The sequence below is a fragment of the Saccharopolyspora hattusasensis genome (assembly GCF_050972075.1).
GTDB classification, from domain to species: Bacteria; Actinomycetota; Actinomycetes; order Mycobacteriales; family Pseudonocardiaceae; genus Saccharopolyspora; species Saccharopolyspora hattusasensis.
In genome coordinates, this window is sequence record NZ_JBPCDC010000001.1 from 6,443,152 (window position 1) to 6,463,005 (window position 19,854).

Here is a 19,854-nt window from a genome sequence, read left to right on the forward strand (position 1 = left end):
GAAATCGACGGGAGGTTGCTCTTGCTGATGCTCGTGCACGCATATGACGATGGTGGTTGTAAACGACGAAATGCTGGAGGTGCTCGTGGCCGACGTCCGCGCAGTGGTGGCGACCGGGAAAGGCCGACCGGTCGAGGTGGTGACCATCAATGTTCCGGATCCGGGACCCGGTGAGGCGGTGGTGCGGGTGCAGGCGTGCGGCGTGTGCCACACCGATCTGCACTACCGCGAAGGTGGGATCAGCGATGAGTTCCCGTTCCTGCTCGGGCACGAGGCCGCGGGTGTCGTCGAAGCGGTCGGCGAAGGTGTGCGCGACGTGGAACCCGGCGACTTCGTGATCCTCAACTGGCGTGCGGTGTGCGGGGTGTGCCGGGCCTGTAAGCGCGGTCGGCCGCAGTACTGCTTCGACACCCACAACGCGGCGCAGCCGATGACGCTGACCGACGGCACCCCGCTGTCGCCCGCGTTGGGCATCGGGGCCTTCGCGGAGAAGACGCTGGTGCACGCCGGGCAGTGCACCAAAGTGGACCCATCGGCGCGTCCGGCGGTGGCCGGACTGCTGGGTTGCGGCATGATGGCCGGGATCGGGGCCGCCGTCAACACCGGTAACGCCGGGCCGGGCGACACGGTCGCGGTGCTGGGCTGCGGTGGCGTCGGGGACGGCGCGATCGCGGGGGCCAGCATGGTCGGGGCGCGGCGGATCATCGCGGTGGACACCGATCCGAAGAAGCTTGAGTGGGCGCGCCAGATCGGCGCCACGCACACCGTCAACGCCGCCGAGACCGACAGCGTCGAGGCGATCCGCGAGCTCACCGGCGGTTTCGGCGCCGACCTGGTCGTCGACGCGGTCGGCCGCCCCGAGACGTTCAAGCAGGCCTTCTACGCCCGCGACCTGGCCGGCACCGTGGTGCTGGTCGGGGTGCCCACCCCGGAGATGAAGCTGGAGCTGCCGCTGCTGGACGTCTTCGGCCGCGGCGGCGCGGTGAAGCCCAGCTGGTACGGCGACTGCCTGCCGGAACGCGACTTCCCGATGCTGATCGAGCTCCACCAGCAGGGCCGGTTGCCGCTGGAGAAGTTCGTCAGCGAGGAGATCGCGCTGGACCAGGTGGAGCAGGCGTTCGAGAAGATGCACCGCGGTGAGGTGCTGCGTTCGGTGGTGGTCTTCTGATGGCGGTGCGCATCGATCACGCGACCACGTCGGGCACGTTCTCGCTGGACGGCCAGACCTTCGACGTCGAGAACAACGCGTGGGTGGTCGGCGACGACCACGAGTGCGTGATCATCGACGCCCCGCACGACGTCGAGGCGATCCGCCGGCTCGTCGGCGACCGCCGGGTGCTGGCCGTGCTGTGCACGCACGCCCACGACGACCACGTGCGCAGGGCGCCGGAACTGGCCGACGTGGTCGGGGCGCCGATCTTCCTGCACCCAGACGACCTGGTGCTGTGGAACCTGGTCCACCCGGACCGCCGACCCGACCGGGAGTTCGCCGACGGCCAAGTGGTCGAGGTCGGCGGCATCGGGCTGCAGGTGCTGCACACGCCCGGCCACGCGCCGGGCGCGGTGTGCCTGTACTCGCCCGAGCTGGGCGTGGTGTTCACCGGCGACACCTTGTTCGCTGGCGGGCCCGGCGCCACCGGTCGGTCCTATTCGGACTTCGGGACGATCACGGCGTCCATCCGGGACCGGTTGCTGCCCTTGCCAGAGGACACCGAGGTCCGAACGGGACACGGGGAGAGCACCACGATCGGCGCGGTCCGGCCCCAGTTCGACGAGTGGGTCGCGCGCGGATACTGATCGTTGCGGCCCCGTCGTTGATCGCGAGCGGGTAGGTTTCCCGTTACGACTTTCGGCGGATGAAGCGCCTCGCGGCAGTGCGCAGGATCTTGGTCCGTGAGCGGCTGTGCCGCTCACGGACTCATTCTGGCTCGCCAGGGAGCCGATCCACGCACCGTGTGAGGCAGGTTCGATGGTCGATCATGGGCTTGGCCGCTCCGCTGTCGCGAAGCCGCGGACGAGTTTGCTGGCCTGGATCACCGCGCGCCGCGTGGTGCTCGGCGATGTCGTGTTCGTGGTCGTGCTGTGCGTGTTGCACGGCTTCGACCTCTCCATCGGCGAGCATCCGCCGTGGATGGTCTGGTGGTGGCCGCTGCTGGTGAGCGTGCCGGCCACCAGCATGCTGCGGCTGCGGCGACGGGTGCCCTGGCTGGTGCTATTCGTGCTGCTGGCGGTCACCGTCGCGCTCACCCTGCTCAAGCTCTACATCGGCGGGCTGAACCTGGTGATCCTCGTCGCGGTCTACTCGGTCTGCGTGCGCGGATCGCGGACCGCGTCGGTGATCGCCGCGACGATCGCGATGGTCTACCGTTCACGAAACGTGTGAAAGCGTGTCGTGAGTCGGCACCTTGCGGTGTCGACGTTGGCCCGCGCTGTTCGGTGCGGGTCTTCCCGTGGCGATATCCGCTGCCCGCGTGGTGCGGGTCTTGTGTGGGTTTCCATCGGGCTCGTTTTCCGTCGCCCCGCAACTCGGGGAGGACGTCGTGGCGTCAACCAGGTTGGCGAGGTTGTGGGCCGCGTTGAGGTCGCGATCCATGCTCATCCCGCAGGACGGGCGGGTGAAGATACGGTCGGACAGGTGCAGCTTGGTTCTCACCGCACCACAGTCCGAGCACGTTTTAGAGCTGGGATACCACCGGTACGCGATGTGCACGCGCAGCCCGGCCCAGGAGGCTTTGTACTCGACCTGGCGTCGGAGTTCGGCCATGCCGACACCCGCGACCTGCCGCGTCAGGCGGCGGTTGCGGGTCATGCCCGCAACGTTGAGGTCTTCCAGCACGATCGCACCGAAGGTCCGCACCAGCCAGGTGGTGAGCTTATGCAGCCCATCGCGGCGCGCATTGGCGACTGTGGTGTGCAGCGTGGCGATGCGGGCTTGGGTTTTGCGCCACCGGTTCGACGGCTTCTGTCCGCTACGGTGGTCTGGGCCAGTGCGCCGGGAGGCTTGCCGCTGCAACCTCCGCAACTCACGCAGGGCGACTTCGAGGTGTTTCGGGTTGTCGATCACTTCACCGGTCGAGAGCACGGCCAGGGACTTGATCCCGAGATCCACACCCACCGTCACACCGGGCTGGGCGGGGGCGGGATCGTTGCGGGTGATCTCCACCGAGAACGACACAAACCACCGTCCGGCCCGATACGACACCGTCGCCGAGCGGATCCGCGCGGCACCCGTGTCGACGCGCCGCGCGAGTTTCCGGGTGGACTCGTGGGTGCGCACCACCCCGATGCGGGGCAGCTTCACATGGCGCCGGTCGTGGTCAGCGAGACCGACGCTGCCGGTGGTGAACCGGCACGACAACCCGCTGCGCTTGCCCTTGAACCTCGGGAACCCGAGCTTGCGGCCCTTGCGGTTGCCCTTCTTCGAGTCGCCCCAGTTCTTCAGCGCCGTCGCGAGGTTCGACAGCCCGGACGAGTACGCTTCCTTCGAATTCTCCTGCCACCACGGCGCAACCGTGTCCTTGGCCTGGTTCCAGTCTTTACGCAGGCCGTAGGCCGACCAGCCCACCGGTGGCGTCAACTCGTCACCGTCCAGGCCGTACGAGGCTTCAGCTTTCCGCTGCTCACAGTTGGCTTTTACCTTGCCCAGCCCCCAGTTGAACGCGAACCGCTGCGCACCACAATGCGACCGCAACCCGGCCTCTTGCACAGGGTTCGGGTCCAACGCGAACCGGTATGCCTGCAACACCACGCTCATCACCGGGCACAGTATCGGCGGGCACCGACAATCCCCGCGATCTACCGAACCAGCACATTCCCCAACGCTTTGACACATTCCACCGAACAGTTCACAACCCCGTCACCGAGATGGTCGTCTACGAGCTGTCGCCGGTGGAAAGCCTGCTGCGGATCGCAGGCGCGGTGGTGAACCTCGTCATGGTGATCGGCTGGGCGCGCGCGATGCAGGTCGGCCGGCGCCGCGCGAGGCAGCTGGAGCGGACCCTGGCGCTGCTCGACGAGGCCCGCGACCAGCTCGCCGCCGATGCCGCGGCCATCGAACGGGCCCGCATAGCAAGGGAGTTCCACGACATCGTGTCGCACAACCTGTCCGTGGTGGCGTTGCGGGCGGGCGTCGCGCGGGCGCTGATCGACCGCGACCAGGAGCACGCCCGGCAGACCTTGCAGGAGCTGGAGCAGATCTCCCGCGGCGCGCTGGGGGTAACCGACAGTTCCGGATCCTGTGTCAATGTGTGACAGAGCGTGGTGTAGTGTGTTGCTTGCTGACCGAGCGAAAGCCAAGCCCGGTCAGCGGTTTTCCTGCGGCGGCAGGTGAAACACGTCAGGTACCGCGAGTTGCGTGGGAACCGGCCGCAAGGCCAAACGCACGTGGAGACCGTGTCAGACCAGCGTTCGTGCTGGCAGTGGTCGAGGAAGCGTGAAGGCCACCAGTCTTCCTGATGGTCAACGCAGGTGGCGCAAGTCATCTGCTCACGGAACGTTTTGACACGTTTCGTGAACGGAGATGCGCAACCTGCTCAACGTGCTGCGCGATCGCAACTCCGCCGGTCAGGACCCGATGGACTGGCAGCCGACGCCCAGCCTGGACGGCGTGGACAAGCTGGTCGAGTCGGTGCGCGGCGGGCGCGTGGTGTGGAAGCTCGACCGGCGCGGCCAGGTCCGCGAGCTGGGCTCCGGGGTGGAGATGACCGCGTACCGGATCGTGCAGGAGGCGATGACCAACGTGCTCAAGCACGTCGGCTCCGGGCGGGCGCGGGTGCTGCTGGACTACGGGCCGGACGCGTTGCGGATCGAGGTGACCAATCACCTCGGCGGTCTGGACGTGGTGGAGGCCCGACCGGTCTCCCAGCAGTCGGGACACGGGCTGATCGGGCTGCGGGAACGCATTGCGCTGCTGGGCGGAACCTTGACCGCGCATCCGGTTTTGAACGGGTTTCACCTTGAAGCCGTGCTACCGTGCGCGGAAAATTCGGACCTGTCCTGAGCCGGAATTCCGGGGGCCCGGACCGAGGAGGCCAGGGTGGAAACTGCGGACACGACCGTCCTGGTAGCCGACGACCAAGCGATGATCCGTGCGGGGCTGGTCGCGCTGCTGTCCAACGAACCGGGCCTGCGCGTGCTGGCCGAAGCCGCCGACGGTGAAGCGGCGCTGTCCGCCGTGCGCCGCCGGCGGCCCGACGTGGTGCTGATGGACGTGCGGATGCCGGGCAAGGACGGCATCGCGGCGGCCCGCGACATCATCGCGGAAACCGGCGGCGAGACCTCGGTGATCATGATCACGGTGCATGACCTCGACGAGTACGTCTACGCCGCCTTGCGCGCCGGGGCCAGCGGTTTCCTGCTCAAGGACGCCACGCCGGAGGAGCTGGTCAAGGCCGTGCACACCGTCGCTGCTGGGGATGCGCTGCTGTCGCCGCGAGTCACCAAGCGGCTGTTGCGGCGCTTCGCGGCGCTCGGCGTCCGCGACGCCCGCAGCGAGTTGAGCGCGCTGACGGAGCGGGAGCTGGACGTGCTGCTGGAGGTCGCGCGCGGCGGGTCGAACGCAGAGATCGCCCGCAACCTCGGGCTGGCGGAGCTGACGGTGAAGTCGCACCTCTACCACGTGATGCAGAAGCTGCACCTCAGCTCGCGCACCCAGCTGGTGATCATGGCCTACGAGACCGGCCTCGTCTGCCCGGGCCAGCCCAACGTGGGCCCGCGCCGGGCCTCGGCCTGACCTGGCGCCGCAATTTCCATTGAAATCGGACATTCTGAGGTTTCGCGGTTATGCGGCGGTGGGGGTGCTGGTCGGGGGACTGGTCGGGTTTTGATCAGGTGTGTTGTGACCTGCGCTGATCGTTGTTATTCGGGCTCGGCGGAAGGCGATGAGCATGTCGTCGATGCTGATGTGGGTCTTGCGGCGGTACCAGGGTCGGCCGGCGTGGGCGATGGCCAGGTCGGTCACGGCGTTGCCGTGCTGGGCGTACCAGAGGATAAGGATGGTCAGGCCCAGCATGGTGAAGGGCACGCTGCGCTGCACGGCGGCGGGTACCCGGTTGGCGGTCTCACCGGTGCCGAGGAGGGTTTTACAGTCCTTGATCGTTTGCTCGATCGACCAGCGGTCGGCGTAGCGGGCGATGAGGGCTTCGCCGGTGGCGGTGGTGTCGGTGGAGACCACAGCGATGTCGTAGGGCTTGGTGGAGTCGGGGGTTTTGACCAGCACCACGACCACCGGGGTGGTGTACAGCGATCCCCACCACAGACACGGGATCACCGCGATCAGCACGGTGTCGGTACTGCCGTAGCGGCGCACCCGGGTGCGCCGCCAGGTGGCGGTAGCGGCCAGGTCCGCGGGGGTACCCAGCCGGTCGCCTTTGAGCCGGGGGCGCCCGCGCCGGCCGGTGCGCGGCGGGCGCGGGCCGTACAGCACGGCGTTGGAGGCCAGGCGGGTGGTGAAGGTGACCTTGGCCGGGAACGGGGTGCGCCAGGCCGGGCCACGGTAGGCGGCATCGACGACGACGTCGATCTGGCGTCCGGGAAACGCTGCCGCCACAAGCCCTACCAGTTCCCGCGCGAGATCGGGTTTGGAGATCCCGGACTTGTTCTTGGGGATGTACAAGCGAAACAGCACCGGCAGGCACACCTGGCGTGCCATGAACGGCAGTGTCACGATCAGCCCGGCGACCACGAAACAGTTACCGCGGCCGATACCGTCACGGCCTTTGGCCGAGCCGTCGTGCTGCCAGAACACCCCGTGGGTCTTGGAACCGTAGCGGTGGAACAGTGTGTCGTCGATGCCGACCCGCAACGGCCGGCCGTCATCGACGAGACGGGCCACCACCAGCCGGGCCAGCGCCAGCCCCAGGGCGTCCGGACTCCAGCGGGCATCGGAGAAAAACCGGTGCGCCCGCGCGTGATGCGACACCCCCGCCAGCCCCGCCGCGCCCCACATCCCGGTCACCGTCCGCGGGCCCGTGGCCGCCAAAAGCCCCGTCACCAGCTGCGTGAACGTGATGAACGTCGGCGCGGTGAACACCAACCGCACCCCCTCCAGCACAGACAGTAAGGACGCGAGTACGGTTCCAGCAGGAAGCATCGGCGAATCTCCCCATCAGCGGGCGGTTAGTAGCACGCCGATGCTTCCGCTATCTCCGGCCCCGCCACCCCCACCCGACACCAAGATCAACCGATCGTGTCACCACCAAAACTGCGAAACCTCAGGACATTCGATTTCAATGGAAATTGCGGGGTCACCGGGGACGGGGCCGAGCTGGTGGCGGGGGTCTAATGGGGGCATGAGCTCTGCACTGCGAGTAGGACTTGTCGGATACGGTCTCGGTGGCGCGATCTTCCACGCTCCACTGATCGCAACCCACCCGTCGCTGCGGCTGGCGGCGGTCGTCACCGCCCACCCCGAGCGGCAAAAGCAGGTGCGCGCCGAGCACCCGGAGGCCGCGGTGGTCGGCGACATGGACGCGCTGCTTCGGCGCGGGCCCGACCTGGTGGTGATCGCCAGCCCGAACCGCACGCACGTCGAGTTGGCCACCGCCGCGCTGGACGCCGGGCTGCCGGTCGTGGTGGACAAACCGTTCACCCCGACTTCAATCGAGGGGCGGCAGCTGATCGAGCACGCGGCGGCCAAGGGGCAGCTGCTGACGGTCTTCCAGAACCGCAGGTGGGACAGCGACATGCGCACAGTGCGCAAGCTACTGGACGGCGGAGAACTGGGCCGGGTGCACCGCTTCGAGTCGAGGTTCGAGCGGTGGTCGCCGACGCCGAAGCCGACCTGGCGGGACTCCGGCGGCGCGGAGGACGTCGCGGGCATCCTCTACGACCTGGGCAGCCACCTCATCGACCAAGCCCTGCAGCTGTTCGGACCGGTCGCCGCGGTCTACGCCGAGATCGACTGCCGGCGGGCCAGGGTGCGGGCCGACGACGACACGTTCATCGCGCTCACCCACGCCAACGGCGTGCGCTCGCACCTGTGGATGAGCAAGGTTGCGGCGCGTCCGGGCCCGCGCTTCCGGGTGCTCGGCGATGCGGCCACCTTCACCAAGTACGGCTTGGATCCGCAGGAAGCCGAGCTGCGCGCCGGGCGCCTGCCCGTCGACGACAGCTGGGGCCGGGAACCGGAGGACCTGTGGGGTGTCCTGGGCGTCGGCGACGACGTCCGGCGGGTGCCCAGCGAAGCGGGCGACTACCTGGCGTTCTACGACGGGGTCGTCAAGGCACTGCGCGACGGCACACCGCCGCCGGTGGACCCGGCGGACGCGGTGGCGGCCCTGGACGTCATCGCGGCGGCCCGGCGCTCCGCCGCCGAGATCACCGTCGACCGCCTCCTCTAACGGATCGGGCAAGGGCTCCGTCCTCCAGTTGGCCGGTCACGGGTGCCTGTCACCCCGTCGCCGAATGCGTTGGTGCCTTCACCAGGCTTCGGGCCGACCGTCTGCGGGACGGACATGAGCAGGACAGTCCGAAGTGGATCGCTCCAGGTTCCCCGATTTGCCTTGCTCTGCAACGGAACGAAAGCTTGATCACCAGCACTCGCCATCGATGATCAGCGGCACGAGGTCGTTGCGCAGCGGCTTCCCGGTCCGCAGCGCCCGGGCGGTCTCCAGCATCGCCACGAGCACGGCCAGCGCCCACGCCAGCCCGGCCGCCAACCGGAACCGCGTGTAGATCGACTTTCCAGTCACGGTGCGAAAGCTAGGGCGGCGAAGCGGGTCGCGGAATGCGGGGCGCAGCACGACTGATCAGCCATCGTTTTCCGCAGGATCCCCGAGTTGCGAACCAGCTGGTGCCCAGCACGCTGAATGGCGGGGTGCCGAGCATTAGGAGCCGGGATGAGCAGTGAGATCAGCACCGAAACCACCGGGGTCACCTGGACCACTACGCCCGCCGTGTCCGAACACCTGGACGCGCAGGAGGTCGACGGGCTGCAGCTGTGGTGGCGGGCCGCCAACTACCTGTCCGTCGGGCAGATCTACCTGATGGACAACCCGCTGCTGAGGGAGCCGCTGCGCCCCGAGCACATCAAGCCCCGGCTGCTCGGGCATTGGGGCACCACGCCGGGCCTGAACTTCATCTACGCCCACCTCAACCGGGCGATCCGGGCCCGCGACCTGGACATGATGTACGTGATCGGGCCGGGGCACGGCGGCCCCGGCCTGGTCGCGGCGGCGTGGCTGGAGGGCACCTACAGCGAGGTCTACCCGGACGTCGCACAGGACTACGAGGGCCTGCGCCGCCTGGTCACCCAGTTCTCCTTCCCCGGCGGGATTCCCAGCCACGTGGCGCCGGAGACGCCGGGCTCGATCCACGAGGGCGGCGAGCTCGGGTACTCGCTCTCGCACGCCTTCGGCGCCGCCTTCGACAACCCCGACCTGATCGTGTCGTGCGTCGTCGGTGATGGCGAGGCGGAGACCGGACCGCTGGCCACCAGTTGGCATTCCAACAAGTTCCTGGACCCGGTCACCGACGGCGCGGTGCTGCCGATCCTGCACCTCAACGGCTACAAGATCGCCAATCCGACGGTGCTGGCGCGCATCCCGGAGGACGAGCTGCTCGCCATGCTGCGTGGCTTCGGCTACGAGCCGTACCTGGTGTCCGGTTCGGAGCCGGAGCCGATGCACCACCTGTTCGCCGCGACGCTGGACCGGTGCCTGGACGAGATCGCCGCGATCCAGCGCCGGGCCCGCCGGGACGGCCGGATGCTGCGGCCGCGGTGGCCGATGATCGTGCTACGCACCCCGAAGGGCTGGACTGGACCGGCCACTGTGGACGGTAAGCAGGTCGAGGGCAGCTGGCGGTCGCACCAGGTGCCGATCAGCGACCCGCGCAACGACCAGGCGCACCTGCGCCAGCTCGAATCCTGGATGCGCAGCTACGAACCGGCCGCGCTGTTCGAACCCCACGGCGCGCCGGTGCAGCGGATCAAGGACCACAACCCGTCCGGAAAGCGGCGGATGAGCGACAACCGGCACGCCAACGGCGGTCTCCTGCTGCGCACGCTGCGGATGCCCGACTTCCGGCAGTACGCGGTGCGGGTGGACGAACCGGGCGCCACCATCGGCGAGGCCACCCGGGTGCTGGGCGGTTTCCTGCGCGACGTGATGCGCCTGAACGAGGACGAACGCAACTTCCGCGTCTTCTCCCCGGACGAGAACAACTCCAACCGGCTCAACGCGATCCTCGACGCCACGTCCCGGACCTGGGACGCCGAAACCGCACCGGGCGACGACTCGCTCGCCCCGGACGGCCGGGTGATGGAGATCCTCTCCGAGCACACCTGCCAGGGCTGGCTGGAGGGCTACCTGCTCACCGGTCGGCACGGGTTCTTCTCCTGCTACGAGGCGTTCGCGCACATCGTGGACTCGATGGTCAACCAGCACGCCAAGTGGCTGAAGGTCACCGACCAGCTCGCCTGGCGGCAGCCGATTGCGTCGCTGAACTACCTGCTGACCTCGCACGTGTGGCGGCAGGACCACAACGGCTTCTCGCACCAGGACCCGGGGTTCATCGACCACGTGATGAACAAGAAGGCCGAGGTGGTGCGGGTGTACCTGCCGCCGGACGCGAATACGCTGCTGTCGGTGGCCGACCACTGCCTGCGCAGCCGGAACTACATCAACGTGGTGGTGGCCGGCAAGCAGCCCGCGCCGCAGTACCTGGACATGGATGCGGCGATCGTGCACTGCACCAGGGGAATCGGGATCTGGGACTGGGCAAGCAGCGATCAGGACGGCGAGCCCGACGTGGTGATGGCCTGCGCTGGCGACGTGCCGACGATGGAGACGCTGGCGGCCGTCGACCTGCTCCGAGACCACTTCCCGGACCTGCGCATCCGGGTGATCAACGTGGTGGACCCGATGCGGTTGCAGGACGAGCGCGAGCACCCGCACGGGTTGTCCGACGCCGAGTTCGACAGCCTGTTCACCCGCGACCGGCCGGTGATCTTCAACTACCACGGCTATCCCTGGCTGATCCACCGGTTGACCTACCGGCGGCACAACCACGACAACATCCACGCCCGTGGCTACAAGGAGGAGGGCACCACGACCACGCCGTTCGACATGTGCGTGCTTAATCAGATCGACCGGTTCAACCTGGCGATCGACGTGATCGACCGGGTGCCGCGACTGGGCCCGTCCGCGGCGTACGCGAGAGAAGCGTTGCAGACCAAGCTGATCGAGCACCGGCAGTACGTGTCGACGCACGGCGAGGACATGCCGGAGATCCTGGACTGGGTGTGGTCGGCGCGATGAGGGTGCTGACCGTGAACGCGGGCTCCAGCAGCCTCAAGCTCGGGTTGCTGGACGGCGACGAGGCGGTCGCGGAGGAGACCCTGGAGCGTTGGGAGGGCGGGGCGGAGCCGATCCGCAGGTTCCTCGACGAGTACGGTGCGGACGCGGTGGGGCACCGCGTGGTGCACGGCGGCACGCGGATCGTCGCGGCGACCGTGGTCGACGACAGGGTGCTGTCGTATTTGGAGTCGTTGACCGAGCTCGCCCCGCTGCACCAGCCGCGCGCGATCGCCGGGCTGCGCGCGGCGCGCACCGCTGAGCCGGACACGCCGTCGGTGGTGTGCGTGGACACCGCGTTCCACGCTGGGCTTTCGACGGCTGCGGCCACCTACGCGCTGCCCCGGGAGTGGAACCGCAAGTGGGGGTTGCGCCGTTACGGGTTCCACGGCTTGTCGCATTCCCACGCGGTGGTCCGTGGCGCGGAGCTGGTGGGTTTGCCGCCGCGGCAGGGGCGGGTGCTGTGCTGCCACCTCGGTGCCGGTGCGTCGATGGCGGCGGTGCGCGACGGCCGGTGCGTGGACACGACGATGGGTTTCACGCCGGAGGAAGGCCTGGTCATGAACACCCGCAGCGGCACCGTGGATCCGGGCCTGCTCGGCTGGCTGCTGAACACGAAAGGCGTTGCGCCGCAAGATCTTTTCGAAGTGTTGGCGCAGCGCTCCGGCCTGGCCGGGCTGTCCGGGGTTTCCGGTGATCTGCGCGATGTGCTGGCCGCTCGCGACAGCGGCGACGCGGACGCGACGGTGGCCGTAGACGTGTACCTGCACAGCCTGGTTCGGCACGCCGGGTCGATGATCGCGGTGCTCGGCGGGTTGGATCTGCTGGTGTTCACCGGCGGGATCGGGGAGCACCAGCCGCCGGTGCGGTCGGCGGTCTGCGAAGCGCTGAAATTTATCGGAACCAAGGTGGATTCGGGACTGAACGAGGAGGCGACCCAGGACGCCGACATCTCCGCGCCCGGTGCTGCGGTGCGCACGGTGGTGGTGCAGGCCCGCGAAGACGTGGAGATCGCCCGCCAAACCCGCGCCGCGGCAACACTGGCCACGTGACATCGCACCTCACCTGATCGTTGAGTCGGCGCGGGGTTGCCGGGAGCTACCGTTACCATGTCGATCAAGGACATCCGGGGTGAGAAGGCCGTTCTGGCGCAGATGGAGGCTCCTGTTTCCCGGGAAGCCGTGCAAGAACGGCTCGCGGAGCTCGGAGTGCACGTGGTCGATTCGGGATCCGTCCGACCGGATGTGGTGCTGGCCGGGAAACCTTCGAGTGGATCAAGCAGCGGACAGGTCCCGCGGCTCGGTGGTCATGGTGTGCGCTCCTGGTCGTTCCGGGGATCACAGCGCACCCGGACCGTTCGGACTGCTTCGCATTGCGGAGAGTGAGCATTGTGGACAGATGTCCGCATCCCGCGAGTCGGCGGATTTCGCCGGATCGGCCCAGGCGGAACGGCTCGCGGCGACGCTCTGCGCAGGGGCCCGGCGGTTGGCTTTTGGTGTGTTTTGGCTGGTGGTCCGGTATCTTGCGACCTTTCGTACCGCTGATCGGCCGATTCCGGTGGTAACGCATCGTCAACAATCCGTTCATTGACAGGTTGAACCGGGCGACCTAGCGTCTCTCCCCAAAGCATCACTCGAATGGGTGATGCATGCGAGGGAGGCGTGAGCCGGTGCGCAGAGACGAAATCTCCCGACGACAGTTGCTCCGCGGTGGCGCGACGGTCGCCCTGGCCCTGCCTGCGGCCGGATTCCTCGCCGGGTGCAGCTTCACCCAGCCCGGTACCGGCCAGTCAGCCGGATCCACATTGGACCAGGTTCGCAAGCAGGGCTTCGCCCGCATCGCCATCGCCAACGAACCGCCGTACACGCAGATCAAACCGGACGGCACGGTCACTGGGGCGGAACCTGACGTGGTCGCCGCCGTGCTGAAGCGGATGGGAATCCCGGAGATCCAGGGCGTGGTCACGCCCTACGAGTCGATGATCCCGGGGCTCAACGCGAACCGGTGGGACATCATCGCCGCCGGGCTGTTCATGAAGCAGTCGCGGTGCGGACAAATCCTCTACTCCGAACCGGAAATCGTGTCGACGGAGTCGTTCGCCGTGCCAGCGGGCAACCCCAAGAACCTGACCAGCGTGGCATCCGTCAAGGCCGATCCGACGGTGAAAGTTGCCGTGCTGCCAGGCGGTTTCGAGGACGGCGCACTGAAGACGCAGAACGTGCCGGCCGCGCAGATGGTCAACATCCCCGACGGCCGCAGCGGGATCGAGGCGGTGCAGGCCGGGCGGGCCGACGCGTTCTTCCTGCCGACCCTGTCGCTGAACTCGCTGAAGACCGACGGGATCGACATCACGCCGCCGATCCAGGACGTGCAGCAGACCGGCTCGGGCGCCGGTTTCCGCAAGTCCGACCAGGACCTGGTCAACGCCTACGACGAACAGCTGCGCGCGCTGAAGGCCAGCCCCGAGTTCGACCAGATCCTCTCGAAGTGGGGATTCTCGGCTGACGCGGCCCGGAGCGTCACCCGCGACCAGCTCTGCGCCGTTGCGGGCTGACCCGGGGGAGCCCAGCGCATGTCCCAGATCCTCCCGTTCCTACCGCTGCTGCTCAACGGCCTGCTAATCACGCTCGCGCTGACCGCGGTGGGCATGGTGATCACCGTGGTCGTCGCCTTCGCGGCGGGCCTGTGCCGCATGTCGCGGCGACGCTGGCTGAGCTGGCCGGCCGGGGTGTTCATCGAGATCTTCCGCGGCACGTCGATGCTGGTCCAGCTGTTCTGGCTGTTCTTCGCCCTGCCGTTCTTCGGGGTCCAACTGGTGCCGTTCGCCGCGGCAGTGCTGGCGCTCGGGCTCAACGAGGGCGCCTACGGTGCGGAGATCGTGCGCGGTGCGATCATCGCGTTGCCGCGCGGCCAGCGCGAAGGCGCGATCGCGCTGAGCCTGACCCCGTACCAGCGGCTACGGTTCGTCATCCTGCCGCAGGCGATCCCGGCGATGATCCCGCCGTTCGGCAACGTCTTCGTCGACCTACTGAAGAACACCTCGCTGGTGTCGCTGGTGACCGTCGCGGACCTGACCTTCCGGGCTCAGATGGTGCGGGCGACAACCGGCGCCACCGCAGCGGTTTTCGGCACCATCCTGGTGCTGTACTTCGTAGTGGCGTACTTGTTGTCCATCGCGACGGCCTGGTTCGAGCGCCGGATGGACCCGGCTCGGCCCGCACCGCGGCGGCGCGTGCTCCGTCCGAGGCGGGTGGTCGGCCCATGATCTGGGACTGGTCCTTCGCGGCGAGCATCGTCCCGTCCCTTTTGGACGGGTTGTGGGTGACCGTTGAGGTCACGCTCATCGGCACGGTGATCGCGCTGCTGCTCGGGCTCGTGGTGGCTGTCGTCCGGTACTCGCGGATTCCGGTGCTGGGCAAGCTGTCCGGCTTCTTCGTCCTGTTCGTGCGGGGCACGCCGCTGCTGGTTCAGGCGTACTTCGCCTTCTACGTGCTGCCCAACGTCGGGGTGCAGTTCTCGCCGCTGGTCACCGGCATCGTCGTGCTCGGCATCAACTACAGCGCCTACACCGCCGAGGTCTACCGCGCCGGGATCCAAAGCGTGCCCGCCGGGCAGTGGGAGGCGTCGACGGCGCTGAGCCTTTCCGCCTGGCAACGCTGGCGTTTCGTGGTGCTGCCGCAGGCGGTGCGCGACGTGATCCCGGCGCTGGGCAACTACGTGGTGCAGATGTTCAAGGACTCGGCGATCCTGTCCGCCATCACGGTCTTCGAACTGCTCAGCCACGCGACCTCGATCGGGTCCAGCAGCTACCGCTACCTGGAGCCGCTGACCATCGCGGGCCTGCTGTTCCTGGCGGTCAGCCTGCCGGCCGCGAAGCTGATCAAACGATTGGAGCTGCGCCTTGCGCATCCGCGATGAGGACGTCCAGCCGATGATCTCGTTCGCCGGCGTGGGGAAGTCGTTCGGCGACAACCAAGTGCTGTGCGAACTGGACCTCGACGTGGCCGCTGGGGAGAAGGTCTCCATCATCGGACCGAGCGGCTCCGGGAAGACCACCATCCTGCGGCTGCTCATGACGTTGGAGCAGCCGGACAGCGGGCTGGTCGAGGTCGACGGCGAGGCGCTTTGGGACTGTCGTGGCGACGTGGGCGCGGTGGACACCCGGCAGCAGGCGGCGGTGCGGCGCAAGATCGGCATGGTATTCCAGCACTTCAACCTGTTCCCGCACATGACGGTCCTGAACAACGTCACCTTGTCGCCGATCCAGGTGCTGGGAATGCCGCGGGAGGAGGCCGAGCAGCGCGCGGTCGACCTGCTGCAGATGGTCGGGCTGGAGAAGCACCTCGGCCACAAACCGGGCCAGCTCTCGGGCGGCCAGCAGCAACGTGTGGCGATGGCCAGGGCTTTGGCCATGCGCCCCAAGGTGATGCTCTTCGACGAGGTCACCTCCGCCCTGGATCCTGAGCTCATCGGCGAGGTCCTCGCCGTCATCCGGGACCTCGCCCACACCACCGCGATGACGATGCTGCTGGTGACCCACGAAATGCGCTTCGCGGAGGAGATCTCGGACCGAGTCCTGATGTTCGACTCCGGGGCAGTGATCGAGTCGGGTCCACCCTCAACGATCTTCGAGAACCCCCAGCACGAAAGGACCCAGCGTTTCCTCAAGGCAGTCCTCGAACGTAAGTGACCGAGGTGAGGGGCACCCTTGGGTGACTGTGCCGTCGACTATGCCCGGATCCACCGGTGTTGTGGTGAAAGTTTGTGCAGGCGGGGTCGTGTCGTGGTGGGGCAGATGCCCTCTGGCCTGGGATGATTGTTCTTGGAAGAGAGACAATCGGTTCCTGGATGAGAGGGCATCTGCTAGATGCAAGCATCGCATAGTGCCGGCGCGGTGTCGGTGAGGTTCGATGATCCGAATCTCGTGTCGTGTGCGGGATTGGTGCCGGTATTGCGGCTGGCCGAGCAGGTCGGTGTGGCTGATCTGGCTGAGCAGACGGTGAAATTGTCGCCGGATGTGGGGTCGGCGGGGGCGAATCCCGGTGTGAAGGTGTCCTCGATCGTGGCGGGGATGGCCTGTGGTGCGGACTCGTTCGAGGATCTGGGTGTGATCCGCCACGGTGGCATGTCGCGGTTGTTCGACGGGATCCGGGCGCCCTCGACACTGGGCACGTTTCTGGTGCGCCACGAGGCGCTGTTGTTTTTTTTCGGATGGAGGTGAGAGACCGTCCATCTCCTCGCCGTCGTAGCGGTGGGGTGAAGCTGGAGGCAGCCCGATCCGGGGGTCGCCGGGGAGGGCAGGAGCAGCCTCGACAAAGTCGCGTCGGTTCAGCACTGCCGGATGGGCCGGGCGCGGTGAGCGAGACGGGAAGGTATACGCGAGAAACCGGTGTTGTTACGCCTCTTGAGTGCCCGCCAGCTCTAACCCGGTGGATTCGGGCTGGTTCGCGGTGCGCACCCGTTCCGCTTTTTTTGCGGGCGGGCAACTCCGGGCTGGGTCTCAGAAGTCTGGGCCCGGAGGCCACGGTGAATTGTCTACGGCGTAGCCGATGGCGATGCCGCAGGGGTAGAGCCGGATGCCTAACCCGTCGACCGGACAACAGTGAACGTGGGAACCATCCGCGTACGTTCCCTGCCTTCCTCCCGTCCACGGAGGCTGGGGCGGGGATAGGTGCGACGCCGGCTGAAGGCGTGGATGGGACGGAGCCGTCGTAGTACTCCGAGCGCGGGAGAGCCGCGTACATGGGAAAGGGCGGCAGCGTGTCAGTCAAGGAAGGGAAGCAATGCCCGAAGACGCGCCGGTGAATACCAGCGCCGTGACGTGGCCGGATCCTGATTCGGCTTATTTCGCGGTACGGAGGATGCAGACCAAATTGCACCGCTGGGCGGGAGAGGATTCCTCCCGCCGGTTCGGTGACCTGTTCAACCTCGTCTATGACCCGGCGTTTCTGGTGCACGCATGGGAACGTGTCTCCAGGAACAAAGGTGCCCGGACCGCAGGGATCGACGGGGCGACAGCAACCCACGTCGAGACCTGGATCGGGGTCGAGGCTTTCCTGGGCCAGATCCGGGACGCGCTGAAATCCGGCGCTTTCCGGCCGGTCGAAGTACGACAGGTGACGATACCGAAGGGAAAGACCGGAAAATTCCGGAAGCTAGGTATTCCAACCATCATCGACCGCGTGGTACAAGCAAGCCTGAAACTGGTGCTTGAACCCATCTTCGAGGCGGACTTCAAGCCGTGCTCGTATGGGTTCCGCCCGAACCGGCGCGCGCAAGACGCTATCGCCGAGATCCATCAATTCACCTCGGGACGAAGCAGTTACCTGTGGATTCTCGAGGCACGACATCAAGGCCTGTTTCGACGAAATTTCGCATACGGCTTTGATAGACCGGCTCCGGATGAGGATCAAAGATAAGCGTATCTGCGCGCTGGTGAAAGCGTTCCTGAAATCCGGGGTATTCACTGAACTTGGAGATCGGGAAGAGACACTCACCGGGACCCCGCAAGGCGGTATTCTTTCACCGTTACTCGCCAACATTGCCCTGTCGGCGCTGGACGATTATTTCGACCAGCGATGGCGGCAGGAAATGGAGACAGACGGGCAACGGAAAGCACGCAAAAGACAGGGCAAGGCAAGCTGGCGACTCATCCGCTACTGCGACGATTTCGTCCTGCTGGTGGCTGGGGACCGCCACCACGCCGAAGCCCTGCGCGAGGAGGTGACCGCCGTGCTCGACCTACTCGGGCTACGGCTGGCACCGGAGAAGACCGGCGTGGTCCACATCGACGAGGGCTTCACCTTCCTCGGTTTCGACATCCGCAGGATGCGCAAGCGAGGCACGATGAAGCAGTATGTCTATACCAAACCGTCCAAGAAGGCGATCCAGTCGATCAAGGACAAAGTTTCGGCCAAGACATACAGGTCAACCCGCCACATGAGCCTGGACGAGCTGATACTCAGCTTGAACCGGTCCCTGACGGGGTGGGCGAACTACTTCCGGCACGGCGTATCCAAGGCAGTGTTCAGCGCGGTCGACTCCCACACGTGGAACCGGCTGATGCGCTGGACGCGCGCCAAGTACGCCGGAAAGACCGGGCTGGGAATGAAGCAGCTCCGACGTCGCTTTTGCGACCAAGGATGGCGGTTCGCCCACAACGGGGTCGTATTCACCGGCGCATCCAGCGTCAAGGTGACCCGCTACCGCTACCGCGGCAGCAAAATCCCGACCCCATGGACCCCGAAACCAGCAGCTGCCACCAGCGGCTAACCAGCGAGTAAGACACGTGGAGAGCCCGGTACTGAGAGATCAGTACGCCGGGTTCGGGAGGGGGTTCCCGGGAAACGGACCGGCGGCAACACCGACACCGCGCCCGGGAACCTACCTCACCGTGGGTTCACCTATGGTCATGTGGCGCAACTGGAGAAGCTGGGCCGGATCGTGCTGGAACGCCTGGCCGGGCGGTGCGGGTTGTTGCCGGGGGCCGATGAGCTGGTGTTCGTCGATATCGACTCGAAGATCAAAGAGGTCTACGGGGCGGCGAAGCAGGGCTCGGCGTATGGGTACACGAAGGTGCGGGGCCTGAACTATCTGATGGCCACGATCTCCACCCCCACTGCGGCGCCGGTGGTGGCGGCGACCCGGATACGGGGCGGTAACGCCAATTCCGCCCGCGGCGCGGCGTCACTGATCACCTCGGCGATCAAGACGGCCCGGGCGTGTGGTGCGACGGGGACGATCGTGGTGCGGGGTGATTCGGCGTTTTTCACGGGCCCGGTCATCGCCGCGATCCGCAAAGCCGGGGCGTTTTTCTCGGTCACCGCCAAACACACCGCGTCCGTGAAGGCCGCGATCGCCGGGATCGAGGAGAACACATGGCAGACCGTGCGTTTAAACGGCCGGTCTTCGACGACCGCGCCAAGCAGTGGATCTATGAGGGCGAGATCGCCGAAACGACACTGGAGGCGTTCACCAACGTCACCCAGAATCCCGGCCGTGCGGTCACCGCCCGGCTGATCGTGCGCCGCACCCGGATCACCACCACCGATGCCACCGGCGAGTTGTTCCCCGTCTGGCTTTATCACGCGATCTTCACCGACTCCCCGCACGAGCTGCTCACCGCCGAGCCCGAAGCACCGCGGCCGTGCCGGGACGATCGAGCAGATCTTCGCCGACCTCAACGATTCCGCCGCGGCCCACCTGCCCTCCGGGCAGCTCGCCGCCAACGGCGCCTGGCTGTCCCTGGCCGCGCTGACCCACAACCTGATGCGCGCCGCAGGCAGTCTCGCGTCGGAGTTCCACGCCAAAGCCCGCACCGCCACCCTGCGGCGGCAGCTCATCACGATCCCGGCCCGTATCGCCCGCTCCGCCCGCCGCATCGTGCTGCACCTCCCGGCCGGCTGGCACTGGAAACAGGCTTTCACCAGCCTGTTCACCGCAACCCACTCCCCGCCGGCCGGGGCCTGACCCTGACCACACCCGCCCACAAGGCGCCGACCGGAGACCACAGTGGATAAGCCGGACCACAGGCCGGCGGACCCCGCACACCCACCACCAG

General features: G+C 67.2%; 21 protein-coding genes. 18 read left to right on the forward strand and 3 right to left on the reverse strand.

The genetic code is table 11. From position 1 onward, the window contains the following. Window positions 1-49 precede the first annotated feature (49 nt). The 3 genes from ACRXBZ_RS30935 (at window position 50) to ACRXBZ_RS30945 (ending at window position 2,383) form a co-directional block, all read left to right on the forward strand. Window positions 50-1,168 (forward strand): S-(hydroxymethyl)mycothiol dehydrogenase, encoded by a 1,119-nt coding sequence (locus tag ACRXBZ_RS30935; protein ID WP_433882047.1) that lies wholly within the window; start codon window positions 50-52, stop codon window positions 1,166-1,168. Next, window positions 1,168-1,797: an MBL fold metallo-hydrolase gene (locus ACRXBZ_RS30940; protein WP_168587402.1), complete on the forward strand. Its 630-nt coding sequence runs from the start codon at window positions 1,168-1,170 to the stop codon at window positions 1,795-1,797. The genes ACRXBZ_RS30935 and ACRXBZ_RS30940 overlap by 1 nt, the downstream gene beginning before the upstream one ends. A gap of 172 nt (window positions 1,798-1,969) precedes the next feature. Beyond that, window positions 1,970-2,383: a DUF7134 domain-containing protein gene (locus ACRXBZ_RS30945; RefSeq protein ID WP_433882048.1), complete on the forward strand. Its 414-nt coding sequence runs from the start codon at window positions 1,970-1,972 to the stop codon at window positions 2,381-2,383. Here the strand turns inward: ACRXBZ_RS30945 and tnpB are convergent. Next, a complete protein-coding gene (gene tnpB, locus ACRXBZ_RS30950; protein ID WP_433882049.1) occupies window positions 2,369-3,754 on the reverse strand; it encodes an IS607 family element RNA-guided endonuclease TnpB in 1,386 nt (461 codons plus the stop codon). The two genes, ACRXBZ_RS30945 and tnpB, sit on opposite strands and share 15 nt — an antisense overlap. Window positions 3,755-3,864: 110 nt before the next feature. Between tnpB and ACRXBZ_RS30955 the strand changes: the two genes are divergently transcribed. The 3 genes from ACRXBZ_RS30955 (at window position 3,865) to ACRXBZ_RS30965 (ending at window position 5,731) form a co-directional block, all read left to right on the forward strand. Next, the gene (locus ACRXBZ_RS30955; protein WP_433882050.1) at window positions 3,865-4,251 is read left to right on the forward strand and encodes a histidine kinase; all 387 of its coding nucleotides are present in this window, start codon (window positions 3,865-3,867) and stop codon (window positions 4,249-4,251) included. A gap of 268 nt (window positions 4,252-4,519) precedes the next feature. Next, window positions 4,520-4,999: a sensor histidine kinase gene (locus ACRXBZ_RS30960; RefSeq protein WP_433882051.1), complete on the forward strand. Its 480-nt coding sequence runs from the start codon at window positions 4,520-4,522 to the stop codon at window positions 4,997-4,999. 36 nt (window positions 5,000-5,035) lie between these two features. Then, the gene (locus ACRXBZ_RS30965) at window positions 5,036-5,731 is read left to right on the forward strand and encodes a response regulator (RefSeq protein WP_433882052.1); all 696 of its coding nucleotides are present in this window, start codon (window positions 5,036-5,038) and stop codon (window positions 5,729-5,731) included. 48 nt (window positions 5,732-5,779) lie between these two features. Here the strand turns inward: ACRXBZ_RS30965 and ACRXBZ_RS30970 are convergent, their stop codons facing one another. After that, on the reverse strand, window positions 5,780-7,090 hold the full coding sequence (locus ACRXBZ_RS30970; RefSeq protein ID WP_433877961.1) for an IS701 family transposase: 1,311 nt from the start codon (window positions 7,088-7,090) through the stop codon (window positions 5,780-5,782). Between the two features lie 199 nt (window positions 7,091-7,289). Here ACRXBZ_RS30970 and ACRXBZ_RS30975 point away from each other — a divergent pair, with 199 nt between their 5' ends. After that, window positions 7,290-8,339, forward strand: coding sequence for a Gfo/Idh/MocA family protein (locus ACRXBZ_RS30975; protein ID WP_433882053.1), 1,050 nt, complete (start codon window positions 7,290-7,292; stop codon window positions 8,337-8,339). A gap of 189 nt (window positions 8,340-8,528) precedes the next feature. Here the strand turns inward: ACRXBZ_RS30975 and ACRXBZ_RS30980 are convergent, their stop codons facing one another. Continuing rightward, a complete protein-coding gene (locus ACRXBZ_RS30980) occupies window positions 8,529-8,690 on the reverse strand; it encodes a hypothetical protein (RefSeq protein ID WP_433882054.1) in 162 nt (53 codons plus the stop codon). Window positions 8,691-8,837: 147 nt separating this feature from the next. Between ACRXBZ_RS30980 and ACRXBZ_RS30985 the strand changes: the two genes are divergently transcribed. From ACRXBZ_RS30985 to ACRXBZ_RS31035, 11 genes are all read left to right on the forward strand, one after another. After that, window positions 8,838-11,258: a phosphoketolase family protein gene (locus tag ACRXBZ_RS30985; RefSeq protein ID WP_433882055.1), complete on the forward strand. Its 2,421-nt coding sequence runs from the start codon at window positions 8,838-8,840 to the stop codon at window positions 11,256-11,258. Next, window positions 11,255-12,346 (forward strand): acetate/propionate family kinase, encoded by a 1,092-nt coding sequence (locus ACRXBZ_RS30990; RefSeq protein ID WP_433882056.1) that lies wholly within the window; start codon window positions 11,255-11,257, stop codon window positions 12,344-12,346. Before ACRXBZ_RS30985 ends, ACRXBZ_RS30990 begins: the two co-directional genes overlap by 4 nt. Window positions 12,347-12,963: 617 nt before the next feature. Beyond that, window positions 12,964-13,848, forward strand: coding sequence for an ectoine/hydroxyectoine ABC transporter substrate-binding protein EhuB (ehuB, locus tag ACRXBZ_RS30995; RefSeq protein ID WP_433882057.1), 885 nt, complete (start codon window positions 12,964-12,966; stop codon window positions 13,846-13,848). 18 nt (window positions 13,849-13,866) lie between these two features. Next, complete coding sequence (gene ehuC, locus ACRXBZ_RS31000) at window positions 13,867-14,559, forward strand: ectoine/hydroxyectoine ABC transporter permease subunit EhuC (protein WP_168587410.1); 693 nt, start codon at window positions 13,867-13,869, stop codon at window positions 14,557-14,559. Next, window positions 14,556-15,212 carry an ectoine/hydroxyectoine ABC transporter permease subunit EhuD gene (gene ehuD / locus ACRXBZ_RS31005; protein ID WP_433882058.1) on the forward strand — a complete coding sequence of 219 codons (657 nt, stop codon included), beginning with the start codon at window positions 14,556-14,558 and terminating at the stop codon, window positions 15,210-15,212. The genes ehuC and ehuD overlap by 4 nt, the downstream gene beginning before the upstream one ends. Window positions 15,213-15,225: 13 nt before the next feature. Next, window positions 15,226-15,984 carry an ectoine/hydroxyectoine ABC transporter ATP-binding protein EhuA gene (gene ehuA, locus ACRXBZ_RS31010; RefSeq protein ID WP_433884026.1) on the forward strand — a complete coding sequence of 253 codons (759 nt, stop codon included), beginning with the start codon at window positions 15,226-15,228 and terminating at the stop codon, window positions 15,982-15,984. Between the two features lie 261 nt (window positions 15,985-16,245). Beyond that, window positions 16,246-16,515 carry a hypothetical protein gene (locus ACRXBZ_RS31015; protein ID WP_433882059.1) on the forward strand — a complete coding sequence of 90 codons (270 nt, stop codon included), beginning with the start codon at window positions 16,246-16,248 and terminating at the stop codon, window positions 16,513-16,515. A gap of 562 nt (window positions 16,516-17,077) precedes the next feature. Next, window positions 17,078-17,713 (forward strand): reverse transcriptase domain-containing protein, encoded by a 636-nt coding sequence (locus tag ACRXBZ_RS31020; RefSeq protein WP_433882060.1) that lies wholly within the window; start codon window positions 17,078-17,080, stop codon window positions 17,711-17,713. Further along, window positions 17,664-18,566 (forward strand): group II intron maturase-specific domain-containing protein, encoded by a 903-nt coding sequence (locus ACRXBZ_RS31025; protein WP_433884027.1) that lies wholly within the window; start codon window positions 17,664-17,666, stop codon window positions 18,564-18,566. Before ACRXBZ_RS31020 ends, ACRXBZ_RS31025 begins: the two co-directional genes overlap by 50 nt. Before the next feature lie 141 nt (window positions 18,567-18,707). Beyond that, window positions 18,708-19,313: a transposase gene (locus ACRXBZ_RS31030; RefSeq protein ID WP_433882061.1), complete on the forward strand. Its 606-nt coding sequence runs from the start codon at window positions 18,708-18,710 to the stop codon at window positions 19,311-19,313. Between the two features lie 30 nt (window positions 19,314-19,343). Next, complete coding sequence (locus ACRXBZ_RS31035) at window positions 19,344-19,763, forward strand: transposase (RefSeq protein ID WP_433882062.1); 420 nt, start codon at window positions 19,344-19,346, stop codon at window positions 19,761-19,763. Window positions 19,764-19,854 lie beyond the last annotated feature (91 nt).